This window comes from Pedobacter psychroterrae (assembly GCF_004331695.1).
Taxonomy (GTDB): Bacteria; Bacteroidota; Bacteroidia; order Sphingobacteriales; family Sphingobacteriaceae; genus Pedobacter; species Pedobacter psychroterrae.
Genome location: NZ_SJSL01000004.1, coordinates 14,032 through 37,699 on the forward strand (window position 1 = coordinate 14,032; position 23,668 = coordinate 37,699).

Annotated in this window: 20 protein-coding genes; 19 read left to right on the plus strand and 1 reads right to left on the minus strand. The window is 43.6% G+C overall.

Features of this window, described 5'->3' with window-relative positions:
- Positions 1-17: 17 nt before the first annotated feature.
- Complete coding sequence (locus EZ437_RS15160; protein ID WP_131596911.1) at positions 18-1,271, minus strand: murein hydrolase activator EnvC family protein; 1,254 nt, start codon at positions 1,269-1,271, stop codon at positions 18-20.
- Positions 1,272-1,430: 159 nt separating this feature from the next.
- On the opposite strand from EZ437_RS15160, the gene EZ437_RS15165 reads away from it, so the two are divergent.
- The 19 genes from EZ437_RS15165 to EZ437_RS15255 all read left to right on the plus strand — a co-directional run bounded on the left by EZ437_RS15165 (position 1,431) and on the right by EZ437_RS15255 (position 23,668).
- Positions 1,431-1,823 (plus strand): BlaI/MecI/CopY family transcriptional regulator, encoded by a 393-nt coding sequence (locus tag EZ437_RS15165; RefSeq protein ID WP_131596912.1) that lies wholly within the window; start codon positions 1,431-1,433, stop codon positions 1,821-1,823.
- A gap of 3 nt (positions 1,824-1,826) precedes the next feature.
- Positions 1,827-3,623 carry a M56 family metallopeptidase gene (locus tag EZ437_RS21970; RefSeq protein WP_131596913.1) on the plus strand — a complete coding sequence of 599 codons (1,797 nt, stop codon included), beginning with the start codon at positions 1,827-1,829 and terminating at the stop codon, positions 3,621-3,623.
- Positions 3,624-3,661: 38 nt separating this feature from the next.
- Positions 3,662-5,860, plus strand: coding sequence for an outer membrane beta-barrel family protein (locus EZ437_RS15175; protein ID WP_131596914.1), 2,199 nt, complete (start codon positions 3,662-3,664; stop codon positions 5,858-5,860).
- 40 nt (positions 5,861-5,900) lie between these two features.
- Positions 5,901-7,076: a DUF4185 domain-containing protein gene (locus EZ437_RS15180; protein ID WP_131596915.1), complete on the plus strand. Its 1,176-nt coding sequence runs from the start codon at positions 5,901-5,903 to the stop codon at positions 7,074-7,076.
- Positions 7,077-7,235: 159 nt separating this feature from the next.
- Positions 7,236-7,754, plus strand: a complete 519-nt coding sequence (locus EZ437_RS15185) for a DUF805 domain-containing protein (protein WP_205942728.1) — start codon at positions 7,236-7,238, stop codon at positions 7,752-7,754.
- Between the two features lie 146 nt (positions 7,755-7,900).
- Positions 7,901-8,179 (plus strand): sigma-70 family RNA polymerase sigma factor, encoded by a 279-nt coding sequence (locus EZ437_RS15190; RefSeq protein WP_131596916.1) that lies wholly within the window; start codon positions 7,901-7,903, stop codon positions 8,177-8,179.
- A 73-nt stretch (positions 8,180-8,252) separates the two neighbouring features.
- Positions 8,253-8,891 (plus strand): hypothetical protein, encoded by a 639-nt coding sequence (locus tag EZ437_RS15195; protein WP_131596917.1) that lies wholly within the window; start codon positions 8,253-8,255, stop codon positions 8,889-8,891.
- Between the two features lie 22 nt (positions 8,892-8,913).
- A complete protein-coding gene (locus EZ437_RS15200; RefSeq protein ID WP_131596918.1) occupies positions 8,914-9,930 on the plus strand; it encodes an SMP-30/gluconolactonase/LRE family protein in 1,017 nt (338 codons plus the stop codon).
- A gap of 20 nt (positions 9,931-9,950) precedes the next feature.
- Complete coding sequence (locus tag EZ437_RS15205) at positions 9,951-10,604, plus strand: bifunctional 4-hydroxy-2-oxoglutarate aldolase/2-dehydro-3-deoxy-phosphogluconate aldolase (protein ID WP_131596919.1); 654 nt, start codon at positions 9,951-9,953, stop codon at positions 10,602-10,604.
- A gap of 25 nt (positions 10,605-10,629) precedes the next feature.
- The gene (dgoD, locus tag EZ437_RS15210; protein ID WP_131596920.1) at positions 10,630-11,778 is read left to right on the plus strand and encodes a galactonate dehydratase; all 1,149 of its coding nucleotides are present in this window, start codon (positions 10,630-10,632) and stop codon (positions 11,776-11,778) included.
- Between the two features lie 11 nt (positions 11,779-11,789).
- Positions 11,790-13,094, plus strand: a complete 1,305-nt coding sequence (locus EZ437_RS15215) for an MFS transporter (protein WP_131596921.1) — start codon at positions 11,790-11,792, stop codon at positions 13,092-13,094.
- Positions 13,091-14,056: a 2-dehydro-3-deoxygalactonokinase gene (locus EZ437_RS15220; protein ID WP_131596922.1), complete on the plus strand. Its 966-nt coding sequence runs from the start codon at positions 13,091-13,093 to the stop codon at positions 14,054-14,056. The genes EZ437_RS15215 and EZ437_RS15220 overlap by 4 nt, the downstream gene beginning before the upstream one ends.
- Positions 14,057-14,273: 217 nt before the next feature.
- Positions 14,274-14,603, plus strand: a complete 330-nt coding sequence (locus EZ437_RS15225) for an ArsR/SmtB family transcription factor (RefSeq protein ID WP_131596923.1) — start codon at positions 14,274-14,276, stop codon at positions 14,601-14,603.
- A 38-nt stretch (positions 14,604-14,641) separates the two neighbouring features.
- Complete coding sequence (locus tag EZ437_RS15230) at positions 14,642-15,211, plus strand: DUF6428 family protein (protein WP_131596924.1); 570 nt, start codon at positions 14,642-14,644, stop codon at positions 15,209-15,211.
- A 26-nt stretch (positions 15,212-15,237) separates the two neighbouring features.
- Positions 15,238-15,657 carry an arsenate reductase ArsC gene (locus EZ437_RS15235; protein WP_131596925.1) on the plus strand — a complete coding sequence of 140 codons (420 nt, stop codon included), beginning with the start codon at positions 15,238-15,240 and terminating at the stop codon, positions 15,655-15,657.
- A 1-nt stretch (position 15,658) separates the two neighbouring features.
- Positions 15,659-16,729, plus strand: a complete 1,071-nt coding sequence (gene arsB / locus EZ437_RS15240) for an ACR3 family arsenite efflux transporter (protein ID WP_131596926.1) — start codon at positions 15,659-15,661, stop codon at positions 16,727-16,729.
- A 486-nt stretch (positions 16,730-17,215) separates the two neighbouring features.
- Positions 17,216-18,238 carry an Rpn family recombination-promoting nuclease/putative transposase gene (locus tag EZ437_RS15245; protein ID WP_131596927.1) on the plus strand — a complete coding sequence of 341 codons (1,023 nt, stop codon included), beginning with the start codon at positions 17,216-17,218 and terminating at the stop codon, positions 18,236-18,238.
- A gap of 204 nt (positions 18,239-18,442) precedes the next feature.
- A complete protein-coding gene (locus tag EZ437_RS15250; protein ID WP_131596928.1) occupies positions 18,443-21,733 on the plus strand; it encodes a SusC/RagA family TonB-linked outer membrane protein in 3,291 nt (1,096 codons plus the stop codon).
- A gap of 45 nt (positions 21,734-21,778) precedes the next feature.
- Positions 21,779-23,668 (plus strand): RagB/SusD family nutrient uptake outer membrane protein, encoded by a 1,890-nt coding sequence (locus EZ437_RS15255; protein ID WP_225869596.1) that lies wholly within the window; start codon positions 21,779-21,781, stop codon positions 23,666-23,668.

A 23,668-nucleotide genomic window follows, 5' to 3' on the forward strand; every position in this document is an offset into this window, starting at 1 on the left:
ATAGGAAAAGGTAAAATTTATTTTCTGATCCATCCTTCCGGATTCAGGAAGTCTTTACTTCTGATGATCTGAAACTGCAGCATATTTTGTCCATAAGTACTGGCTACCACGCCAATAGCTTGATTGGTAGTCACATTATCGCCCACGCTAACGCTTACAGATTTCAAATTCTGATATACTGTGAAATACTGGCCATGCTTGATCAGGATATAACAAGTACCACCAGGACAGGCCACCGACCGTACCTCGCCATTAAAAACTGCTTTTACAGATGCTCCTTCAGACGTTTCTATATTTACACCATTGTTCACATACGTTGCCTGTCCTTCCATGTGCTTACCAAACCTTTCTGTTATAGTTCCGTTAACAGGGTAGGGCAACGAGCCCCGATTGCGCTCAAAATCTGATGATAACTTAGCAGCTTTAGGACTTGCTGTCAAGTATTCCGCACTTGTTTTTGCTTTGGCCACCACGGGCTTTGGCTTATTTGCTGCTTTAGCTTTTGCAGCAGCTTTTCGTTCCTCTTCCTCTACTTTTTTTCTTGCCGCAGCAATCTCACGGGCAATGGCGGTGCTGATATCCCTGTCCAGGCTTGCCTGCTTCTTTTTACGCAGTACAATATCTTGTTTCAGTTGCTGTTCCTGCTTGCTAAATTTAGTCAGTGCCTGAGATTGCTTATTTTTGCTTTGCCCTAGTTTATCTTTTTCAGATAGCTGTTCCTGCACGAGATGGCTTTTCTCTTTCAGGTTTTTATCAAGAATAACTATTTCATATTTCAGGTTCTTTTCCTTTACTTCTATATATCCTGCCTGTTTTTTTCGATACGCCCCAACCTGCTGGATATGTTTCATCCGCATATAAGCCTGATAAAAATCTTTTGAGGCGAAAATGAACATCATACGCTCATATGAATTTCTGTTTCTCTGCGCAAAACGGATCATATTGGCATATTCCTTCCTCAGACTGCCCAATTGTCCTTTTAGGTTTTTTACTGAATTGGTATTTTCATGGATCCGGTTATCCAGACCTTTTATCTCCGAATTTATTACCTCAATCTTGTTCTGCATCAACCCGATCTGTGCATTCAGGTTGTTGATCTGGTTTAAAGTTAGCTTTTTATTGGTCGCCGCCTTATTCGCATTCTTCTGTAGTAATTCAATTTCACGTTGTAAGGCTTGTTTCTTTCTTTTAAGTTCTGAACTGCTCTGTGCAAATAAATTCGGTGTAGCAATTATTAATAAAAGGATGAAAAGCAATCTCTTTAGCTTCATGCGACAAAATTATTAAAAATTTGTCAGCTAGCTCAACTAATACTAAAATAGAAAATGTGTATAATATTAAGTGTCTGTATTACAGTATACTTATTGCCTTTTCAATAAAATATTTAAAATATTCCTTGGTTCGTACGAAAGTTATCCTACCTTTGATTTATGAATCATAACAAAGCAGATATTTCTATTCCAGAACCAACCAGGGCAGAACTTGAAATCCTACAGGTATTGTGGGAATTTGGCCCGGCCACTGTACGTTTCGTCAACGATAAGCTCAATGAGCAACGCGATGTGAATTATACTTCTACCTTAAAACAAATGCAGATCATGGTAGAGAAGGGGATACTGAAACGTGACGAAAGCCAGATGAAGCACATCTATATTCCGGTAGAAGCCGAACATAAAACCAAAGACCAATTGCTCAACCGGTTTGTACATACCCTATATCGTGGTTCTGCTTCTAAACTGGTAATGCAGGTGTTGGGCAATAGTGAAACCTCTAAAGAGGACCTTGAAGAGATCAAAGAAATGCTTAAAAAATTAGATAAATAAGTCATGGAAGTCCAAAATGCCATCTATCTTACCCTGCTTCATTCCTTATGGATGGGCCTTGTTCTCGCTCTGGCGACAGGTATTGTAATCGTAGCTACTAAAAAAAGTAACGCTTCCACACGTTACAATTTGCTGACTGCCTTACTCTTTGTATTCGTATTGGCCGTAGGTTTTGTGTTTTATCAGTCGCTGACTGGTAAAATAGCTGCTGTAAACAGTTCAAATACTCAGATTGCTCCGCAGCATTTAATAGCTGAACAAACCAATTCTCCAGCCCCCGTAGCAACAGAAAGCAGTTTCATGACCAATATCAATTCAGTTGTTAGTTTGTGGAGCTCGTATGCTAATCAGATTGTACTGATCTGGTTTCTAATAATATGCGCTAAGTGTATTCAACTAATGGTTGGCCTTCATTCTATTTATTATCTAAAACGTACCCAACTTTTTATAGCCGGAAAATTCTGGGAAAACAAGGTTGCAGAATTATCTAAAAAGCTGGGGATCAATAAAAAGATCAGTATTTTCCAGTCAGGCATAGCCAAAGTTCCCATGATAGCAGGTTATTTCAAACCGGTTATCCTGATGCCTATCGGAATGCTCAACGGCATATCTACCGCAGAAGTGGAAGCCATACTGAGTCACGAACTGGCCCATTTAAAACGCAACGATTATTTGGTCAACATCATCCAGAGCCTGATCGAGATTGTGTTTTTCTTCAATCCCGGGGTTTTGTGGATATCGAAGCTGATCCGGGAGGAACGCGAAAACTGCTGTGATGACCTGGCTTTGCACTGTATAGAAAACAAGCACCAGTACATCAAAGCACTTATAGCCTGCCAGGAATTCCGTACAGATCATACATCGTACGCAATGGCCATAACCGGTAAAAAGAACCACCTAAAGGAGCGGGTAAACCGCATGATATTTGATAACAATTCAACACTTAATAAGATGGAAAAGACAATATTAACCATTACGCTGATCTCTGCACTGACAGTTACGGCAGCATTTAACAATATCAATCAGGTAGCTGGCCATAAGGAAGTAGGCCATGTTGTAGTAAATAATCCATTTATCACCGACGGTCAGCCGTTTTGCATGATTGACGAACCTATGATGGGACCGGATGTTTCCTTAATGGAGCCTATTAGCGTAGTTCAGGACACCTCAAAGAAATGGCGCAACAAAAATACTTCAGTTACTAAAAGAACTACGATATCCAGTAATACCAATACAAACACCGACGAGCAGAAAGAGCAACTGGATGAGAAGATTGAACATGCCATAGCCTCTGAAAGAGACAAAGCCAGCTTCGCAGCCGATAGAGCAAGGCAGGCCGCAGATAAAAAACAATATGCAGAAGACAAGAAAAAATATGAGGAAGATAAGCTGCAGTACTTAAGAGACGCAGAGCGATATGCTGAGGATGTGGGAAAACATGTAAGTAATTCTGATAAATTTCAGGAGCCCGTAGCGCCTAAAGCCCCTCAAGCTCCGAAGGCTCCTAATGCACCAACACCACCAAAGGCCCCAAGGGCTCCAAGGGTTCCTTCAGCACCTAATGCTCCCAACTTCCCATCAGCGCCAGCTGCACCTAGCGCTCCAAAAGCACCGGATATGACTGCTGATCTGGTTAAAGATGGGTTATTGAAAGATACCAAGAACTTTACCTACAAAATGAATACGGAGGAACTCACCATCAACGGGGTAAAACAATCAGACGCAGTCCATAAAAAATACATGGGAAAATACATGAAAAATAAAAGGGGCACCATCTCCACTACTGTAAATACCGACTAATCAACATCCCATTTAGCGCTTTTAAACCCGAATAAACCATGTCACCGATCAGAAAACTAATGGTCCTTATGACCATGTGCATAGGTATTGCCCCGATTTTTGCACATAGTCAGGAAGCAGATACGACCAAAAACCTGGAGGAAGTAAAGATCAATGTCAAAAAGGCCTTCTCTGTGCGCAAGATGGACCGGGTAGTGGTCAATGTCAACGCCCTGATCTCCAACGCCGGTGCGAGTGCATTGGAGGCACTGGAAAAGTCTCCGGGCGTACAGGTAGACCAGAACGGCAACATCAGTTTAAAAGGCAAACAAGGGGTGGTGATCTTCATAGATGACAGGCCTACCTATCTTTCAGGAGAAGACCTGGCCAATTACCTCCGGTCACTTCCTGCTTCCTCATTGGACCAGCTGGAGATCATTACCAATCCACCAGCCAGATATGATGCAGCGGGTAATGCAGGGGTGATCAATATCAAGACAAAGAAAGGTACGGCAAGGGGTTTTAATGGCGGTCTAAACTTGAGCCCAAACCAGGGGCAGCTATTCCGTTCGCCCAATAGCTTCAATTTCAACATGCGAAACAGCAAGGTAAATTATTTTGTAAACCTTAGCAATAATCACAACAATAGCTTTACTGATCTGGACATCAATCGCATATATAAAAATGCAGACAACAGTCCGAAATCCTATTTCAATCAGAACAGCTATTTTGACCGAACCGGCAATACCTATAATCTAAAGGCCGGCGCAGATTACTATCAGTCTGCCAGCACCACATGGGGAATCGTCCTTACCGGTATGAATAGATCATCTACCCAGACCAACAACAATACCAGCAACCTGCTCAATTCCCAAAAGCAGCTTGATTCCATTATAACGGCCAAAAATGTAGATGAAATCCGCTTTAATAATGGTGGGGTCAACCTCAATTACCGCCATCAGTTTGACACGATTGGTCATAGTATTACTGCAGATGCGGATTACCTGACCTTCCGCAACCGCACGGATCAGCAGTACGATAATTTTAGCTTCTATCCTGACAACAGTCTGAAATCTAACGACATACTGAATGGACGCCTGCCCGCCAATATTGATATTTATGCTCTTAAAACAGATTACTCCCTGCCACTGAAATCAGCTGTGAAGCTCTCTGCAGGATTGAAAGCAAGTTACACGAAAACGGACAACACCGCCGACTATAATTATACCCTCAACCAGGTTACCCAACCGGACTATGACAAGAGCAATCATTTTCTTTATTCAGAGACGATTAGTGCAGCTTACCTCAACCTGAACAAGGAGTTTAAGCGCTGGTCAGTACAGGCCGGGCTAAGGGCAGAAAACACCCAGTCGGACGGTCACCAACTGGGCAACCAGATCAAGCCGGACTCTGCTTTTAGCAGGAATTATACCAGCCTGTTCCCGACCTTTTACCTGATGTATAAGCTGGACAGTGCCAGCAATCACCAGTTGAACTTTAACTACGGCCGCCGTATAGACCGGCCTTACTATCAGGATCTCAATCCATTTCTTTCGCCGCTTGACAAGTTCACTTACTACTTAGGCAATCCCTTTTTACGACCGGCATACGTGCATAGTATGGAGTTGGGTTATACCCTGATGAACAATTATACCACTACTGTCAGCTACTCCAATTCCAATGATGAAGTCAACGAAACCATAGAAATCCGCGATGGCACCTATTACAGCAGGCCCTCCAACCTTGGCAAGGTGATTGTAAAAAGTATCTCTTTCAATGCTTCATTAGATCCATTTAAGTGGCTGAATGTCAATTTATATACCGAGCTCACCAATATCACTACTAAAAGTGATTTCTACACAGGCCAGCTCAATACTAGCGGCACCTATACTTTTACCAATGCCAATGCGCGCCTCACTTTAGGCAAAGGCTGGGACGGAGAAATGAGCGGCAACTATCGCAACCGGATTTACAGTGCACAATTTATCCTCGGTCGCATCTGGACGGCAAATGCAGCGCTGCAAAAGAAACTGAATCCAAAATCTACCTTGAAACTAAGTTTGAACGACCTCTTTTACAGCAGGATCAATACGGGGATCATTAGTAACCTGGCCCAGACAGATGCAGACTGGATCAACAAATCTGACTCCAGAAACGTGGTACTATCCTTCAATTACACATTTGGTAAAGCTTATGCTTCCCGTTCTAAGCATGAAGCCAATGGGGCAGAAAGTGAACGAAACAGGGTAAAAAATTAGTGATTATTTCAGTAAGTTTGTTTTAAACACATTTATTAAAATGAACACCAGAACATTAACTGCCCTACTCGCGATACCACTCGGCCTGTTTTTTAACAAGACAGGAGCACAGGACCTTACCAATATCAAATTTACCGTCAGCGACGAAGACGAATGGTCTAAACTGTTTACCCGCAGCTCGGGCTGGTTTGGCGGCGATGGAATCTATAGTATTCCCCTCAATGGCGCTGAGTCCAAAACTGCCGGCAAAAAAGACAAAACGCTTTTCATCTTTAGCGACAGTATGCTTGGGGAAATCTCTGATGGAAAGCTGCAGCCTGGATCAAAAATGATCCATAATTCTGTGGCTATACTGGAAGGAAAAGAACCAGTAGCCGATAAAATCATCTTTTCCTGGGATATGAAAGATGGAAAACCGGAATCAGTCTTCCATCCGAAAACTCCCAACACCGGTTCCACTGATTACTATTGGCTGGGAGATGGCTTTGTAAACCAGGAGCTTAACAATGCGGTATACATCTTTGGATACCGGGTTAAAACGGTGAGCGACGGTACTTTTGGATTTTCGGAAGTAGGAAATACGCTCATAAAAATTGCCGAAGGCCAGAAACCACCTTTTTCAAATTACGATCAGAAGGATACACCTTTCTACCTCGATAAATCCACTGGAGAAACAGGCTCTTACGGAGCCGGTATCTATGTCAATACAGCCAAAGCAGGGGCACCACAGCCAGATGGTTACTTATATATCTATGGCGTAAAAGGACAGGCCAAAAACCTCCTTGTAGCAAGGGTATTGCCAAAGGAGTTTGAAGATTACAGCAAATGGAGGTTCTTTGATGGCACTAACTGGCAATCAGATATGCATAAAGCGGCTACTGTAACCGATCAAGTATCCAATGAGTTGAGCCTTACCGCCTTGAAAGATGGCCGCTATGCATTGGTGTTTCAGCAAAATGGGATGGGCAGGAGTGTCGCAATGCGAATCGGGGCATCACCAAAAGGGCCATTTGGACCAGTGATCAAATTATTTGACACCAGCCCTTCGCTAACGCAGAAAAGCTATTTTTCTTACAATGCAAAGGCACATCCTAGTTTATCGAAAGAAGGAGAGTTGCTGATCAGCTACAACATCAACTCTTTTGATTTCTTTAAAGACCTGAATGTATATCCACAGTTATATCGTCCGAGATTCATAAAAGTCAAGTTTCAGTAGCACTGGCACGTTTTGAGATTACAAAAGACTTGTTCGAGGCTCAGACAGTATTGCCTCATGGTATCTATAGGGTGACGAGACGCAGAAGCAAACCAAAGCAAGTCAGGAGTTGTCCTTTGCAATAGGTGAATTAAATTTGACAAAATCCTTTTTAATGGATTGAATAATAATAATATATTTGATACAGGTATTGCGCTCTCAGTTGAAGCCATGCCATTAACTAAATATAGACACCTTAAAAGAAAAATTATGGAATGGTATTTAAAAGTTCTAAGAAACTACAGTGATTTTAGCAGCAGGTCCCGAAGAAAGGAATACTGGATGTTCGTGCTCTTTAACATTATAGCTGCAATTATCGCATCGATTATTGATAATATACTGGGCACAACTTTCAATGTGGATTTTGGTGGCCATTCACAGAGTATGGGCTATGGATACATATATCTCTTGTATAACTTGATAGTTCTTATCCCCAGTTTGGCAGTTTTCGTTAGAAGACTGCATGACGTTGGCAAATCAGGTTGGTTTATACTCATCGGACTTATCCCTATCGTGGGGGCAATATGGTTAATCGTACTAATGTGTACAGATGGACAATTAACACCGAATAAATGGGGGCCAAATCCTAAAGGAGACTTTGGATTTGAAGGATTTGAGCCAAAGGATCAGTCTTTTTAATTCTGGAAAACTATAAAGTAAAAGCGGCTGTCTTAATAAAAGGCGGCCGCTTTTACTTTATGACTATTTGTTGTTGGAACTCCAATAGCCAGTAAGTTTAACATTCCTATCTTTGCGGCTTCAAACTCAAGATGGCGAAATAAGGAATGGAAAGGATGGGATTCAAGACAAAAACTACTGTAGCAACAATACTGACAACCCAGGAATGGCTGGAATTTCAGGAGGTGAAGGTAAGATTACAGAGACTGGTCGATTCAATGCATGAAAAGTGCAGGCTGGTTTATAAACTGAGCAGAGAAGAGGGAATGAGCCAGAAGCAGATAGCCGAAGAACTTAATATTTCGGAGAATACGGTAGAGTCGCACATGGGGCGCGCCTTAAAAACTATCAAGGGAGGCTTGAAGAGCTTTTTTCTTACCTTATAACAGCTTATTGAAGGGTTTTCTTTTATATTTGAATGTAGCAGTTGATTTATGACAGCTAAAACCAGATTAGCATATGAAACTAATAGAACCATATATAAAAGTTGATGAGGCGATCCTTTCTTTGGACAATGGAGGACGATTTTATAATTTCTTTACCGAGGCAGAAGATGGCGTAATTTCTCAGGCTGAAATAGGGAAGGTAGCCGGATTGTTTAACGACCGACAGAAAACGGTGCTCTTTTTTGAACTGTCTATTTCCAGTCTGGACGCAACGGCAAAGGCCGATGTGATTTCAAAAATGGATGAGAACTTACAACGCAGTTACCAAAAGTATAAGCCTCAGGAACTGCTGCCTTCAGAAGCAGACAGTAAAGGCGTAATTTCTTCTAATGCGATCATCACTGGCTTTCCCACCTTAATAGAATCTAAGTCAGAGCTAACAGGATTTATACTCGTACCGATCAGTACCGGCAAGGCGATGACTTTTATTCCGATACCAATCATTGACCATTTTGATGTTTACAAGATGAAGGATGAGCTATCGTCTGAGACTTTTCTGATCGCACACGCAAAAAATGCAGAAAAGCTACCTGAACACAAGAAAATTAAAGTAGCAGGGGTGTTGAAGGAATTTAAATTGAAAAAAGGAGAAGAGCAGGTTAACAGGAAATACCTGGAAATCAATTACTTTTTGAACAAGGAGTCAGTGTAGACTTCTGATATATATATATCATATGAAACTCAAAGGCCTTATATCGCTGTGTCTGACGGCAGGTGCTTTATTTATTTATGTTAGCCCTTCTATGGGCCAAACAACTGCTCCGGTTCCACAGGGCAGCCTCCAAAGTCTCGATCCTGCATTTGATGTGTTGGTCAGTCCGGGGGCTAAAATAGCAGTCATCGCCAGTGGATTTGAATGGATAGAAGGACCGGTATGGGTAGAGAAACATAAGATGTTGCTGGCTTCTGATGTGATGAAAAATACCATTTATAAATGGACGGCCGAAAAAGGAAAGGAAGTGTATTTGCAGCCCTCAGGTTACACGCAGTCGGGCACACGGGGTCAGGAACTGGGCTCTAACGGGCTTTCTCTGGATAAAGGGCGGCTGCTGATTGCCCAGCACGGCGACAGGCGCATTGCGCGTATGGATGCTCCGCTGGCTGAGCCAAAGGCACAGTACACTACGGTGGCAGGTGGTTATGAAGGTAAGAAATTCAATAGTCCGAATGACCTCAGTGTTGCTAGTGATGGAACGATTTATTTCACAGATCCGCCTTATGGATTAGAGAATGGGGTCAATGATCCTTTGAGAGAATTGTCCTATCATGGTGTGTATAAAGTAAAAGATGGTAAGGTGACGCTGATGACGGATACACTAAGCAGACCCAACGGCATTGCGCTGTTTCCCGATGGAAAACGTGTGCTGGTTGCTAATTCAGATGGCAATACACCGTATTTATATGTCTACGATATTGACAAAAAGGGCGACTTCCAGAATGGCAGGATCTTTATTAACACCCGGGATACCTATGGTGCAGAAGGTGGGGCCTTTGACGGTTTGAAGATCGATAAGAAGGGTAATGTATTTGCAGCTGGTTCGGGTGGCATCTGTGTATTCAATAGCGAAGGCAAGGCTTTGGGACGGATCAAAATTACCGGAAGAACGTCTAATTGCGCTTTTACCGACAATTATAAAACCTTGTTTGTCACAGCTGATGATTATCTGCTAAAAATAGAAATTAACCGGTAGAAATTGCAATTAACGTAAGTATGTCAGCAATATCACAAATACTTGAGCACAAAATTATCGCCATCATCCGTGGAGCAGATCCGGCTGATGTGCTTAAAATAGCCGAAGCGCTTTATGCCGGAGGTATCCGTCTGCTGGAGATCACGATGAACTCTGCTGAGCCGCTGCAGGTCATCCGAGAGGTGGCCGCGCATTTTGGTGACAGAATGACCATTGGTGCAGGTACGGTGCTGGATGTGGAAACGCTTAGAAAAGCGGTAGATTCGGGCGCCAGGTTTATCTTATCGCCTGTTATGGATATAGAAGTGATTGGGGCGGGGCGTGATCTGGGTGTTGTCAGTATCCCTGGTGCATATACCGCTACGGAGATCTTCACTGCTTATAGAAATGGTGCGGACATCGTTAAGGTGTTTCCTGCCCGTTCGCCTGCGTATCTGAAAGACATTGCCGGTCCATTGCCTCAGATCCCTTTGATGCCTACAGGGGGCGTTTCTCTCGAGAATATTGCAGATTTCCACAAAGCAGGCGCTGTAGGTTTTGGCATTGGCAGCGCACTTGTGGATACCAAAAAGAAAATAACCGAACAATACCTTGCTGCGCTGACTGATAAAGCCGCTGCATTTGTTCAAGCTGTTCACTATTCCGACCAAAACAATATCGGAAGGACTGACTAATTAGCCAAATTTAAACGATTTAACCATGAAGATTAGAAGTTACGAGTTGTTTCAGGTACCGCCGCGCTGGCTATTTTTAAAGATAGAAACTGATGAAGGAATTATAGGCTGGGGTGAACCTGTGATAGAAGGCAAGGCTGCGACTGTGAAAGCAGCCGTAGATGAGCTGATGGAATACCTGATCGGCAAAGACCCGATGCATATAGAAGATCATTGGAACGTGATGTACCGTGCGGGTTTTTACCGTGGAGGGGCGATTTTAATGAGTGCAATAGCGGGTATTGACCAGGCACTGTGGGACATCAAGGGCAAGTTTTACAATGCGCCGATCTACCAACTAATGGGTGGCAAAGCCCGCGATACGATGAAAGTATACAGCTGGATAGGCGGCGACCGTCCGGCAGAAGTGGGGCTGGAAGCAAAAAAGATGAAAGACCAGGGCTTTCTGGCCGTTAAAATGAATGCGACTGAAGAATTGCAGTATGTAGACAGTTACGCAAAGATTGACCAGGCCATTGCCCGGATTGCCGCTGTTAGGGAGGCTGGTGGCCCGGATTTCGGAATTGGCATCGATTTTCATGGCAGAGTACACAAACCGATGGCCAAGATATTGGCTAAGGAACTGGAGCCCTTCCGTCCGATGTTTATCGAGGAACCGGTATTATCAGAAAACAATGAAGACCTTAGGGAAATCGCCAACCATGTGGCGATCCCGATTGCAACAGGGGAACGTATGTTTTCCAGGTGGGAATTTAAGAACCTGTTGAAACAGGGATATGCAGATATCATCCAGCCCGATGTATCGCATGCCGGGGGGATTACCGAATGTAAAAAGATCATTTCTATGGCTGAGGCATTTGACGTTGCGGCTGCGCCGCATTGTCCGTTGGGACCGATTGCCCTGGCAGCCTGTCTGCAGGTGGATGCGACTTGTCACAATGCCTTTATCCAGGAACAGAGCCTGGGTATCCATTACAATGAGGGCAGCGACTTGTTGGATTATCTGACTGACAAGACCGTATTTGAATACAAAGATGGATACGTGAACATTCCTGATAAACCAGGATTGGGAATAGAAATCAATGAAGACCATGTGCGCAAAATGGCGACGATAGGACATAACTGGCGCAATCCGGTGTGGCGACATACAGATGGCAGTGTGGCAGAATGGTAAACGAGATCAAGATGAATAACACAAAACCAAGCAAAATCAGGTACCAGATCCTGTTTCTGATCTTTGTAAACGTGGTTATCAACTATATGGACAGGAGCAATCTGGCCGTAGCCGCTTCAGAGATCAGTAAAGAATTTGAATTTACTTCGATGCAGATGGGGCTTATTTTTTCAGCATTTAGCTGGACATATCTTATGTTTCAGATTCCGGGGGGAATTATGGTCAAGCGATATAGTCCGCGGGTATTGTATGCGTTCAGTCTGATCACCTGGTCGGTGGCTACAGTATTTCAGGGCTTTGCCAGAGGGTTTGTAACTTTATTTGGCTTGCGGATGGCCACGGGCGTTTTTGAGGCGCCGGCTTTTCCCATTAACAATAGGGTAGTGAGCAACTGGTTTCCCGACAATGAACGGGCTTCGGCCATTGCCATTTACACGTCGGGTCAGTTTCTGGGGCTGGCATTTTTGATGCCAGTACTGTCCAAAGTACAGTTTTATGTGGGATGGAAAGGCCTATTTGTGGTAACGGGTCTGGTGGGTATCCTATGGGGAATTGTGTGGTATATATTCTATCGCGATCCTATGAAGCATAAGCGAGTCAATGAGGCAGAGCTGGAATTGATAGAAAAAGGAGGCGGTATGCTGGATAAGCAAGTAGCAGAAGAAGATAGTTCAAGGAAGAAATTTAAGTGGACGGATTTGAAAGAGGTTTTGTCGCACCGTAAGCTGTGGGGTATTTACATCGGGCAGTTTGCAGTGAACTCAACGCTGTGGTTTTTCCTCACCTGGTTTCCGAAATACCTGGTAGACTATCGTGGTATGGACTTTATCAAATCCGGATATTGGGCTTCTGTACCTTACCTGGCAGCATTTGTAGGTGTATTGAGTTCGGGATTTTTGTCCGACTACCTGATAAAAAAAGGCGTATCAGCTGCAAAGGCACGCAAGCGTCCCATCATCATTGGCCTGTTGATATCGGTACTGATATTGGGTGCCAATTATGTGGATAGTCCGGCACTGATCATCCTGTTTATGTCGCTCTCCTTCTTTGGGGTTGGTTTTGCATCTATCACCTGGATTTTTGTATCCACGCTGGCGCCGAAACATTTGATTGATATTACTGGAGGGGTGTTTAATTTTATTGGGCAGTTGTCCGGTATAATTGTTCCTATTGTGATCGGCTTTTTAGCAAGTGGCGGCAATTTTGCGCCTGCGCTGGTATTTGTGGCACTAATGGGGTTGGCAGGTGCGTGTTCTTATCTATTCCTGGTGGGCAATGTAGAACGTATTAAATCCAGTCCTGATCCGGTGATATGATGAATCATTTTTTAAGTTGCGACTGGGGTACCAGTTCTTTCCGGTTGAGGCTTATTGAAGCAGAGGGGCTGAAAGTCCTGGCAGACATAAAAAATAAGCAGGGGATTGCCGATACTTATCGGGCTTGGCTGCAACAGCAAGATTCGGTAGATCGACAGGCATTTTATGTGGGGATCATCAAGACCCGGATTGATGAGCTAATTCAACAAGCAGATCTGCAAAATTATGGACTAAGTTTGACAGGAATACCTGTTCTGCTGTCCGGAATGGCATCATCTACCATTGGATTGGTCGACATTCCATATAAGGAGCTTCCTTTTGCTTTAAACGGTTCTGATCTTAACATCAGGGCTATTCAGGAGCATAGTCCTGATAATCCGCTTATTGTTATTTCCGGAGCCTGTACAGCCAATGATGTAATGCGGGGTGAGGAGACCAAGGTATTGGGCTGCGCGCATTATTTGGACGATATCGATAGGGCAGTACAGTTACTAATGCCCGGAACACACCCTAAACATATATTAATTGAAGGATGTGAACTACGAAGTTTCAAAACCTATATGACCGGTGAGTTTTTTGACTTACTATCTGGGCACAGTGTACTTTCAGGATCTGTGAAGTCAGACGGTGATCTGGAAGATCACGATTGCAAGCAGCATTTTAAAGAAGGCGTGGCTGCAGGCTCATCAGATAATATTTTACATGCCAGTTTCCTAGTTCGTACCCGTCAGGTACTCGGGCAAATCTCCTCGAAATTAAATTACTATTATTTAAGTGGTCTGCTTATCGGGGCCGAACTAAAGGATTTAGACAAGTCCATCCCGTTATATCTAGTCAGTACCGGACAGCATACTTCCCTGTATTCAGAAGCTTGTGCGGAACTTGGGATCAAGATCGTGGAGGTAATAGATGCTGATGAAGCATTGATCAGGGGTCAGCAGGTTGTTTTTTTGACTACATAAAAAACACACAATAGGGTTGTGGTTACCAAGTTATTAGATGATTTTAAACACACCCACGTCATCCTGAATTTATTTCAGGATCCAGCACATGCTAGTCTAAGGCTCGATACCATCAAATAGATTCTTTCTATGGCGGGTAATAACATTTTTTTTGTAAAAAAATCTCGCTAATACTTGCAGCTTAAAAATAAGTATCGTAATATTGCGATATAAAATTATGGGACTTACAAAATCAGAAATATTCACCGACGAGCAAAACCAGCTTTCCACATTATTGAAAGCGATTGCTCATCCAGCGCGTATCGCCATCCTGCAAAGGATCATTATATCAAACACCTGTATCTGCGGTGATCTGGTAGGTGAGCTTGGTCTGGCTCAGGCTACGATTTCGCAGCATCTGAAAGAATTGAAAACAGCGGGAATCATTCAGGGAACTATTGAAGGTGTTAGCGTTTGCTACTGCATCAATCCTAAGACATGGAAATTATTGGAAGAAGAGCTTGGAGGATTTTTAGCTTCATATAAAGGCGAGACCACCTGCTGCTAACCTTTTTTTACTTATATCAATCGTTAAATTGCAATATTATGGAAACCACAGAATTCACCAACTGGCAAACGTTTAAAGCCACTTTAGAACAGCATCCGGATCTAACCCTGCAATTCCAGTATGCTGAAGGCAAATGGGTAGATGCATCTTATCACATCACTGAAATCAAGCAGGCACCAATTGTTTCTGTGGATTGTGGTGGCAAAATGAATATCTGGACGGAAATCATTGTACAGCTTTGGGAACCATCCGTACAGGATAGCGAAAGGGCAATGCAGGTCAGTAAAGCATTATCTATTGTTAAAATCGTCGAAAAATCACTATCACTCAATCCCCTGGGAACAGTGAAAATAGAGTTTGGTAATTCAGTTTTTGATACCAGGCAGATGTACCCCGGCGAATTCATCATCGATGGAGATAACCTGATCGTTAACCTGATCCCTGACTTCACACAGTGCAAAGCCATTGGTCGTGGAGGAAGTTGCGGAACAACAGAATCAGGTGAGGAATGCTGCACACCAGCGGCGAAGCAGGAAAAGCCAAAACTGCTAATGCTGAACCTTGCAGGTGCAGGTCAGACTTGTGAACCAGGCTCCGGCTGCTGTTAATTAAAACACTAAACTTTACTATAAAAATGAAGAAAGTACTCGTATTATGTACCGGCAATAGTTGCCGCAGTCAGATTGCCGAAGGCTATTTAAGACATTTCGCGGGTGACGCCGCTGAGATCTACAGCGCAGGCATTGAAACGCATGGTGTCAATCCAAAAGCCATCGAGATCATGAAAAGAGATGGGATAGATATTTCAGGTCATACCTCAAATAATGTGAATGAATACATAGGAATAGACTTTGACTTTGTGATCACCGTTTGTGACAATGCAAAAGAAAGCTGCCCTTACTTTCCAACTAATGCTGTCAAGCTGCACTACAACTTTCCTGATCCGGCAAAAGCTAAAGGAACCGATGAAGAGGTTATGGAAGAGTTCAGGGAAGTGCGTGAAATGATCAGAAAGTATGCACAGACGTTTGTTAACGAAAACCTGAAGAATTAATATGTCACTGAATCACTGCGCTCCGGCAACAGAAAGAAAGAAGCTAAGCTTCTTAGATCGGTACCTCACGCTATGGATATTCCTTGCGATGGCTGTTGGAGTCAGTATCGGTTACTTCGTGCCTTCCTCAGCAGGCTTCATAAACTCATTTTCAAGCGGCACGACAAATGTGCCGCTTGCTATTGGCCTGATCCTGATGATGTACCCGCCGCTTGCTAAGGTCCGGTATGAAAAGATGGCAGAAGTCTTTGGCAACACGAAAGTACTTGGCACCTCTCTTTTACTGAACTGGGTCGTTGGGCCGGTACTAATGTTTATACTTGCCATTACTTTTCTGCACAATTATCCGGAATATATGATTGGCCTGATACTCATCGGCCTTGCCCGTTGTATCGCGATGGTAGTGGTATGGAATGAACTTGCCGAAGGTAACAGGGAGTATGCTGCCGGACTTATTGCACTGAACAGCATCTTCCAGGTGTTGCTCTACAGCATTTATGCTTATTTTTTTATTACCGTATTACCGCCGCTATTTGGTATCAAGGGACTGGATGTGGATATCACCATTGGAGAAATTGCTAAAAGTGTAGGTCTATATCTTGGTGTTCCTTTCGCTGCCGGATTCATCAGCAGGTTCGCTTTAATCAAATTGAAAGGCGAGAACTGGTTCCAGCAGAAGTTTATTCCTTTTGTTTCTCCAATCACCTTAATTGCATTGCTCTTTACTATTGTGGTCATGTTCGGCCTGAAAGGTGAGCTTATTGTGCAAATACCAATGGATGTAGTCCGAATTGCAATACCGCTGGTAATCTACTTTGCGCTGATGTTCCTTGTTAGCTTTTTTGCAGGCAAGAAAATGGGTGCCGATTATTCCCAAAGCACTTCGATTGCCTTTACCGCTGCCGGTAATAACTTTGAACTGGCAATTGCAGTTGCTATTGGTGTGTTCGGAATCAACTCGGGCCAGGCATTCGTCGGTGTCATCGGACCGTTGGTAGAAGTACCAGCATTGATTGCGCTCGTTAACGTTGCCTTCTGGTTCCGCAAAAAATACTTTCTGTTAAAACCTTAGTAGATCACAGGTAAGTTTATATATCTGTCATGCTACGCAGCTGCACCGTGGCAAGGTGCCTAAGTTTATGGCACAACCGCCGCTATTAATCAGGAGTGGGTTTGATATCCGTGGCAGCGGATCGTGCAGCCCGGTAGAGGAAGCCATCAGAAATGCAATAGGCATTTTCCGCATTTAAATTATTGCATTTTATCAAAGGCTCGGTGATATTCCTTTTTTTAAAGCAGATTTCCTGACATTGAAAGTGACTGCGCATGAGGCAGAGGCATTGACCAATTGTATACTCGCAAAAGCAACTGGCAGATTACTTTGGGGTTACGGAAGTGTATATAAGTAGATTGAGGGGAGGGAGCTAAAGGTTGTTCAAAATATTGCAAATAATATCAAAATATTGTATTTTGATATTATATTTTATTTAAGAGATAATATTGGTTGTTTTGATTATTGTTGCTATATTTGGTTTAACTTATTATTTGGAAATGAGTCATGGAGCAAAGTCTTGGAAAATCAGAAGAAGATCTATTAGATGTCGTCGTTAAAGAGCCGTCTGGTGTATATGAAAGTAAAGCCATTGGTTTGCCCGAAACTTATATCAATCCATTTGAAGACTGGGCTTTTAAAAGGATTTTTGCTTCGGAAACGAGCAAGGAAGTTGTAAAGGCTTTTCTTAATGAAATTTTAGCGGGTAAAAGACAGATCGAAACTATCAGCTATGGTAAGAACGAATATCCTGGGGAAATAAAAGAGGATGCCACTGCCGTATTTGATTTTCTTTGTACCGATGTAGATGGTACAGCTTTTTTGGTGGAGGTACAAAGGCAGGAACAAAAGTATTTTAAAGAACGATCGCTGTTTTATACCAGTAGGTTGATCAGTGATCAAGCCCCAAAAGGAAATAAAGAATGGAAGTATAATCTGAAAGAAATATATTCCATTTCTCTATTGGAACAATTTTGCCTACCGGATATAGAAGGTGGTGCTTACATGCATAATGTTTCACTATGCTATACTAAAACAGGAGCGCCTTTTTATGACAAACTCCATTTCATCTATATCGAGGTCAAGAAATTTGCTAAAAAAGAAGCTGATCTGAAGTCAGCACTTGATCAGTGGATTTATGCATTAAAACATGCCGCAGAAATGAGCGCAAAACCGGATTTTTTGACGGCACCAGAATTATCTAATTTTTTTTATTTGGCTAAATACGCCAGCTTAACTAAGGAGGAAAGAAATATGTACAGAACTGCACAACAAGTAAAATGGGATAACCAAAATGTAATGGATTTTCAAATAGAAAAGGCACGAGAAAGCGCCTCTCAAGAAGGCCGTCAAGAAGGTCTTAAAGAAGGTCTTAAAGAAGGTCGTGAAGAAGGTCGTGAAGAAGAACGATTAAAGGCTTTAGCTGAGAAAAAGGAGATTGCCTTGCAAATGAAACAAGATGGGGTTAATATTGAAAGGATCGTCAAGTATACTAAGCTCTCAAAGGAACAAATTGATGCATTGATCTAGTATAGCTGCAGTATTACAGAGACAACACATGGAAACCTATATTTCTTTTATTTCTACACCCGATAATGAAGTGGCAGACAGTGTATATACCGGTAGCTTGAATGCCCATCAATAATGATAGTATTGTCCATTTATTTTTTATTTTTATCCATTTTTAAGCATTTCTCATAACGCTAAGTTTACATAACCAATTATAACTTAAGTATGAGAAAATTTTTTACCCGAAAAAAAACGGGCAGAGTTCTACCCCTGCTAAGTGCATTGTTAGTTATACTATTTATAGCAATAAGTAATGACACCCATGCGCAGACACAGCCCAAAATCACAGTAACAGGTACAGTAACAGATTCTACCGGAGTAGTCATTCCGGGAGCAAGTATTGTTGCGGCAAATGACGCAAAGAATGGTGCTATAACAGGAAACAATGGAAAATTTGTGATCGATGTTGCACCGGGGACTTTACTGAAAATATCCTATATCGGATATTTGGAGAAAACGGTAACCGTAACTGCTGATACTAAAACACTAAACATAGTGCTGAGTGAAAACAGCATTCAGGCGAGTGAGGTGGTGATTACCGCTTTTGGTAAGAAGGAAAGAAAAGAAGCACTGGTAGGCTCGGTAACTAGCATTACACCCGGCAACTTAAAAATCCCTGCCAGTAACCTGACGGCTTCATTGGCCGGACAGGCGGCCGGTATCATTGCATATCAAAGAAGTGGGCAGCCTGGACAGGACAATGCTTCCTTCTTTATCAGGGGGGTAACCACGTTCGGCTACAAAAGAGAGCCCCTGATCCTGATAGACAATGTGGAGCTGACTGCAAATGACCTGGCGCGGTTGCAGGTGGATGATATCGCCAGCTTCGTGATCCTTAAGGATGCCAGCGCCACTGCGTTGTATGGGGCAAGGGGTGCGAATGGGGTTATTTTGGTGAGTACTAAAGAAGGTAAAGAGGGCAGTGCGAAAATCAACTTCCGGACTGAGTACTCTATGTCGCAATCTACCAGCACACTCGAACTGGTAGATCCGCTACAGTACATGGACCTGTACAATGAGGCTTCACTGACGCGGGATCCTAAGTTGCCTTTGCCTTTTACGCAGACTAAGATCAATAATACCAGGGCTACGATGGCGGGTGCGCCAGGCAGCAATGAATATGTGTACCCGGCGGTAGACTGGCTGGATATGCTGTTTAAAGACAGGGCCAGTACACAGCGCAATAACCTGAGTATAAGCGGTGGTGGTGCCACTGCCAAATATTATGTAGCAGGATCATATAACATCGACAATGGCGTATTGAAAACCGATATCAGAAACAACAACGACAACAACGTTAATTTCAAGAATTACCAGTTGCGCTCGAATGTAAACATCAACCTCTCAAAAACTACGGAAATGATCGTGAGGCTATCCGGTACTTTCAGCGAATACAATGGGCCCATCACGGCAGATGGATCGTTTGCTTCTGATTTGTACAATGTGGCCATGCATGCCAGTCCGGTTTTATTTCCGGCATATTATCCTGCTGATGCTGCAAACGCCAGGGCCAACCACATCTTGTTTGGTAACGTGGGCGGACCAGATGGTACGGCAAACAACAGCATCAGGTATCCCTCTGGAAATCCTTATGCACAGTTGCTAAGGGGACATAAAAACTCGTCAGAGTCGCGTATGTCGGCCCAGGTAGAGCTGAACCAGGATTTTGGTTTCATCACTGAGGGATTGAAAATGAGAGGGATATTCAACACCAACAGGTATTCGTACTTTGATTCGCAACTGGCGTATTCGCCTTATTTCTACAGTGCTACAGGGTATGATAAGCTGACGAATGAATATTCGCTAACCTGGCTAAACCCAAGAAACAATGTGGCCAACAATGTGCCGACTGAATATCTGGTGTACAACAGGAATGAGCCTAATGCCAATTCATTCTATTACCTGCAGGGAGCTCTGGATTATAATAAGCAACTGGGCGACCACAACATCAATGCTACCTTTATCGGTACGGCTCAGCAAACGCTCTATTCAAGTGCGAAAGATCCGAGAACACAAACGACGACTTTACCATATTCATTGCCATTCAGAAACTTAGGCCTGGCAGGAAGGGCTACCTATTCTTATAAGAGCAGGTATTTTGCAGAGTTCAACTTTGGTTATAATGGTTCTGAGCGTTTCTCTATTGACCATAGGTACGGATTTTTCCCTACCGTTGGGGTATCATGGGTAGCTTCTAATGAAAGCTTCTGGAAGCCAAATGGTGTTGTAGACCGCCTGAAGATCCGCGCCAGCCATGGTTTGGTGGGTAACGATGCGATTGGTAGTCAGCGTTTCTTCTACCTGAGTGACGTAAACCTGAACGGAGGCAACTATGCACAGTTTGGGGTCAACAACCAAAACCAGCTCAATGGCGTGACAATCAGGAGTTATGCCAATTCAAATATCACCTGGGAGACTTCCAGACAGACCAACCTGGCAGCGGAGGTTACCTTCCTGAAAAGCCTGAACATCGTAGCTGAGGTATACACCAACCACCGTTATGATATCTTACGTGAAAGAAACATTCCGGCTACGGAAGGATTTGAAACTTCTGTAAGCACCAATCTTGGGGTAGTTGACTCAAAGGGCCTTGACTTGTCGGCCGATTATAAACAGACCTTTAGCAATGACCTTTGGGCTTCAGTTAGGGGAAATTTTACTTATTCTACCAATAAATACACTTATATAGAAGAGCCAAATTATGCGGAGAGCTGGAGACATTTTATGGGTCAGCCTATCGGTCGCGGTTTTGGTTACATCGCCGAAAGGTTATTTGTGGATGACAACGAGGCCCGCAATTCGCCAAGGCAAGTGATGACTACGCAGGATGCATACGGAAACAACATTAACGGAATCCTGCCACAGGGCGGCGATATCAAATACAGGGATGTAAACGGTGACGGAAGGATAGATGATCTGGATATGGTGTTTTTAGGGTATCCTGAAACTCCTGAAATTGTTTACGGATTTGGCTTCTCTTCAGGCTTTAAGGGATTTGACCTTTCGGCTTTCTTCCAGGGACAGGGAAGGGTATCATTCTTTATGGATCCGAGAAAAATAAGTCCTTTTGTGGAGCGTAATGTAGCCTACATAGATGGCAATACTCAGGTATTGAAGGAATTTGCAGATAGCCACTGGTCGGAGGAAAACCAGGACCTCTATGCTGCTTACCCAAGACTGGGTGTGAGCAATGCAATGATTGCAAACAATTTACAGCCAAGCACCTGGTGGTTGAGAGATGCCAGCTTCATCAGGTTAAAATCGCTGGAGGTAGGCTATACGCTGCCTTCAAGGATTGCTAAATCATTGAAACTGGCCAATGCCAGGTTATACTTTAACGGGATGAACTTGCTGACCTGGAGCCCTTTCAAGCTGTGGGACCCTGAACTGGGGGGCAATGGATTTTCCTACCCGATCCAGAAGGTATTCAACGTGGGCCTAAATGTGAATTTATAATTATAAAAAGATATGAGATGCTATTATAAATTGATTTGTTTGCTTGTGCTTAGCATAACGAGCTTATCGTGTAAGAAATTTTTGGATGTGGTGCCCAACAATGTGGGTACGCTTGATTATGCCTTTTCTAATAGAAATGAAGCAGAAAACTACCTCTACGGATGCTACAGTACTTTTCAAAACCTGTGCAGGGAGGTAGTCGGCAATCCTGGCTTCACCACCTCTGCAGAGATCATCTATCCCAATTTTGAAGGCAATCCCTTCAACAAGATTACCTCGCCGGGCTTTTCGCTGATCAGGGGCTTGCAAAATTCATCCAATCCGCTGCTGAACCACTGGAATGGCACCAACGGCGGGCAGGAAATCTACAAGGCCATTCGACGCTGTAACATCATGCTGGAGAACATCGATAAGCCGATAGACCTGACGGAAACGGAAAAGAAGCGGTGGATAGCGGAGACGAAATTCCTGAAAGCTTATTATCATTATTACTTGATCCGTCTATACGGGCCAATTGTGCTGATGAAAGAGAACCGGGCGGTTGACGGACCAATTGAAGCTACCAAAGCAAAGCGCTCTACAGTAGATGAGTCATTTGACTATGTGGTTAGCCTGCTGGATGAGGCCATTCCTGATCTTCCACCGGTAATTGATAACCGCATCAATGAATTTGGCCGGATCACCAAATCTATGGGGATGGCCGTGAAAGCTGAAGTATTGACTACAGCTGCCAGTCCGCTGTTTAACGGCAATTCTGACTACGCTTCTTTTAAAGATAAAGCCGGCAACAACCTGTTTTCTACTACCTACGATCCGCTTAAATGGACAAAAGCTGCTGAAGCATGTAAGGCAGCGATCCTTGAGTTTGAGTCGCATGGCGGGAGACTATACACTGCGGTTCCGGCAGATCAGGTAGAAAATGTTTCTGATGATATCAAAAAAGAACTGACACTCCGGGCAGTGATTACCCAGAAATGGGAAGAGAACCCTGAACTGATCATGGCATCGCAGTTCACTTTTGACTACCAGGGATATGTGATCCCTAAACTGAGTACCAAAGCGATCGCGTTCAGTAATGAGCATCCCTCTAACTTTGCTGTTCCGATTTCCACAGTTGAGTTGTTTTATACCAATAATGGCGTGCCTATCAATGAAGATAAAACTTGGGATTATGCCGGCAGAAATACCCCGCAGACAGGAACTGATGCGACCAAATCGTATATCCAGAGCGGATACCAAACTGCCAAAGGGCATTTCAACAGGGAGCGGAGGTTTTATGCAGACGTAGCATTTGACGGTGGTCTGTGGTTTGGGAATGGTAAAAGGAATGAGAGCGACTCGTACTACGTACAGGCTCGCGGAGCGTTTGCGATAGCGGGACCAAAAAGTACGTTTGCAACGAACGTAACTGGATACTGGCCTAAGAAACTGGCAAATTATCTTTCGGTACTGGATGAAAGTCAGGTGTATCAGCCTTATAGAATGCCGATTATCCGCCTGAGCGGACTGTACCTGCTGTACGCAGAAGCATTGAACGAAAGCCTGGGGGCGCCAACGGAAGAAGTGTATACCTATATTGATAAAGTAAGACAGCGTGCCGGATTGCTCGGTGTAAGACAGGCCTGGGCTGCCTACGCAAAGAACCCGAACGATCCTGCTGATAAGGCTAAATTACGTGCCATCATCCACCATGAAAGAAGGATAGAACTGATGTTTGAAGGCCAGTTGGGCTGGGACCTTCGCAGGTGGAAGGAACTGCAGGAAGTGCTGAGCAGGCCATTGCAGGGATGGAATGTGCAGGAGGGGAATGCGGTAGATTATTATCGCCCGCAGACGGTACTTATTCCGGTGTTTGGCGTGAAAGATTACCTATGGCCAATTTCAAATACAGAGGTAGTGGTTAATGAGAACCTGGTGCAAAATCCGTTCTGGTAA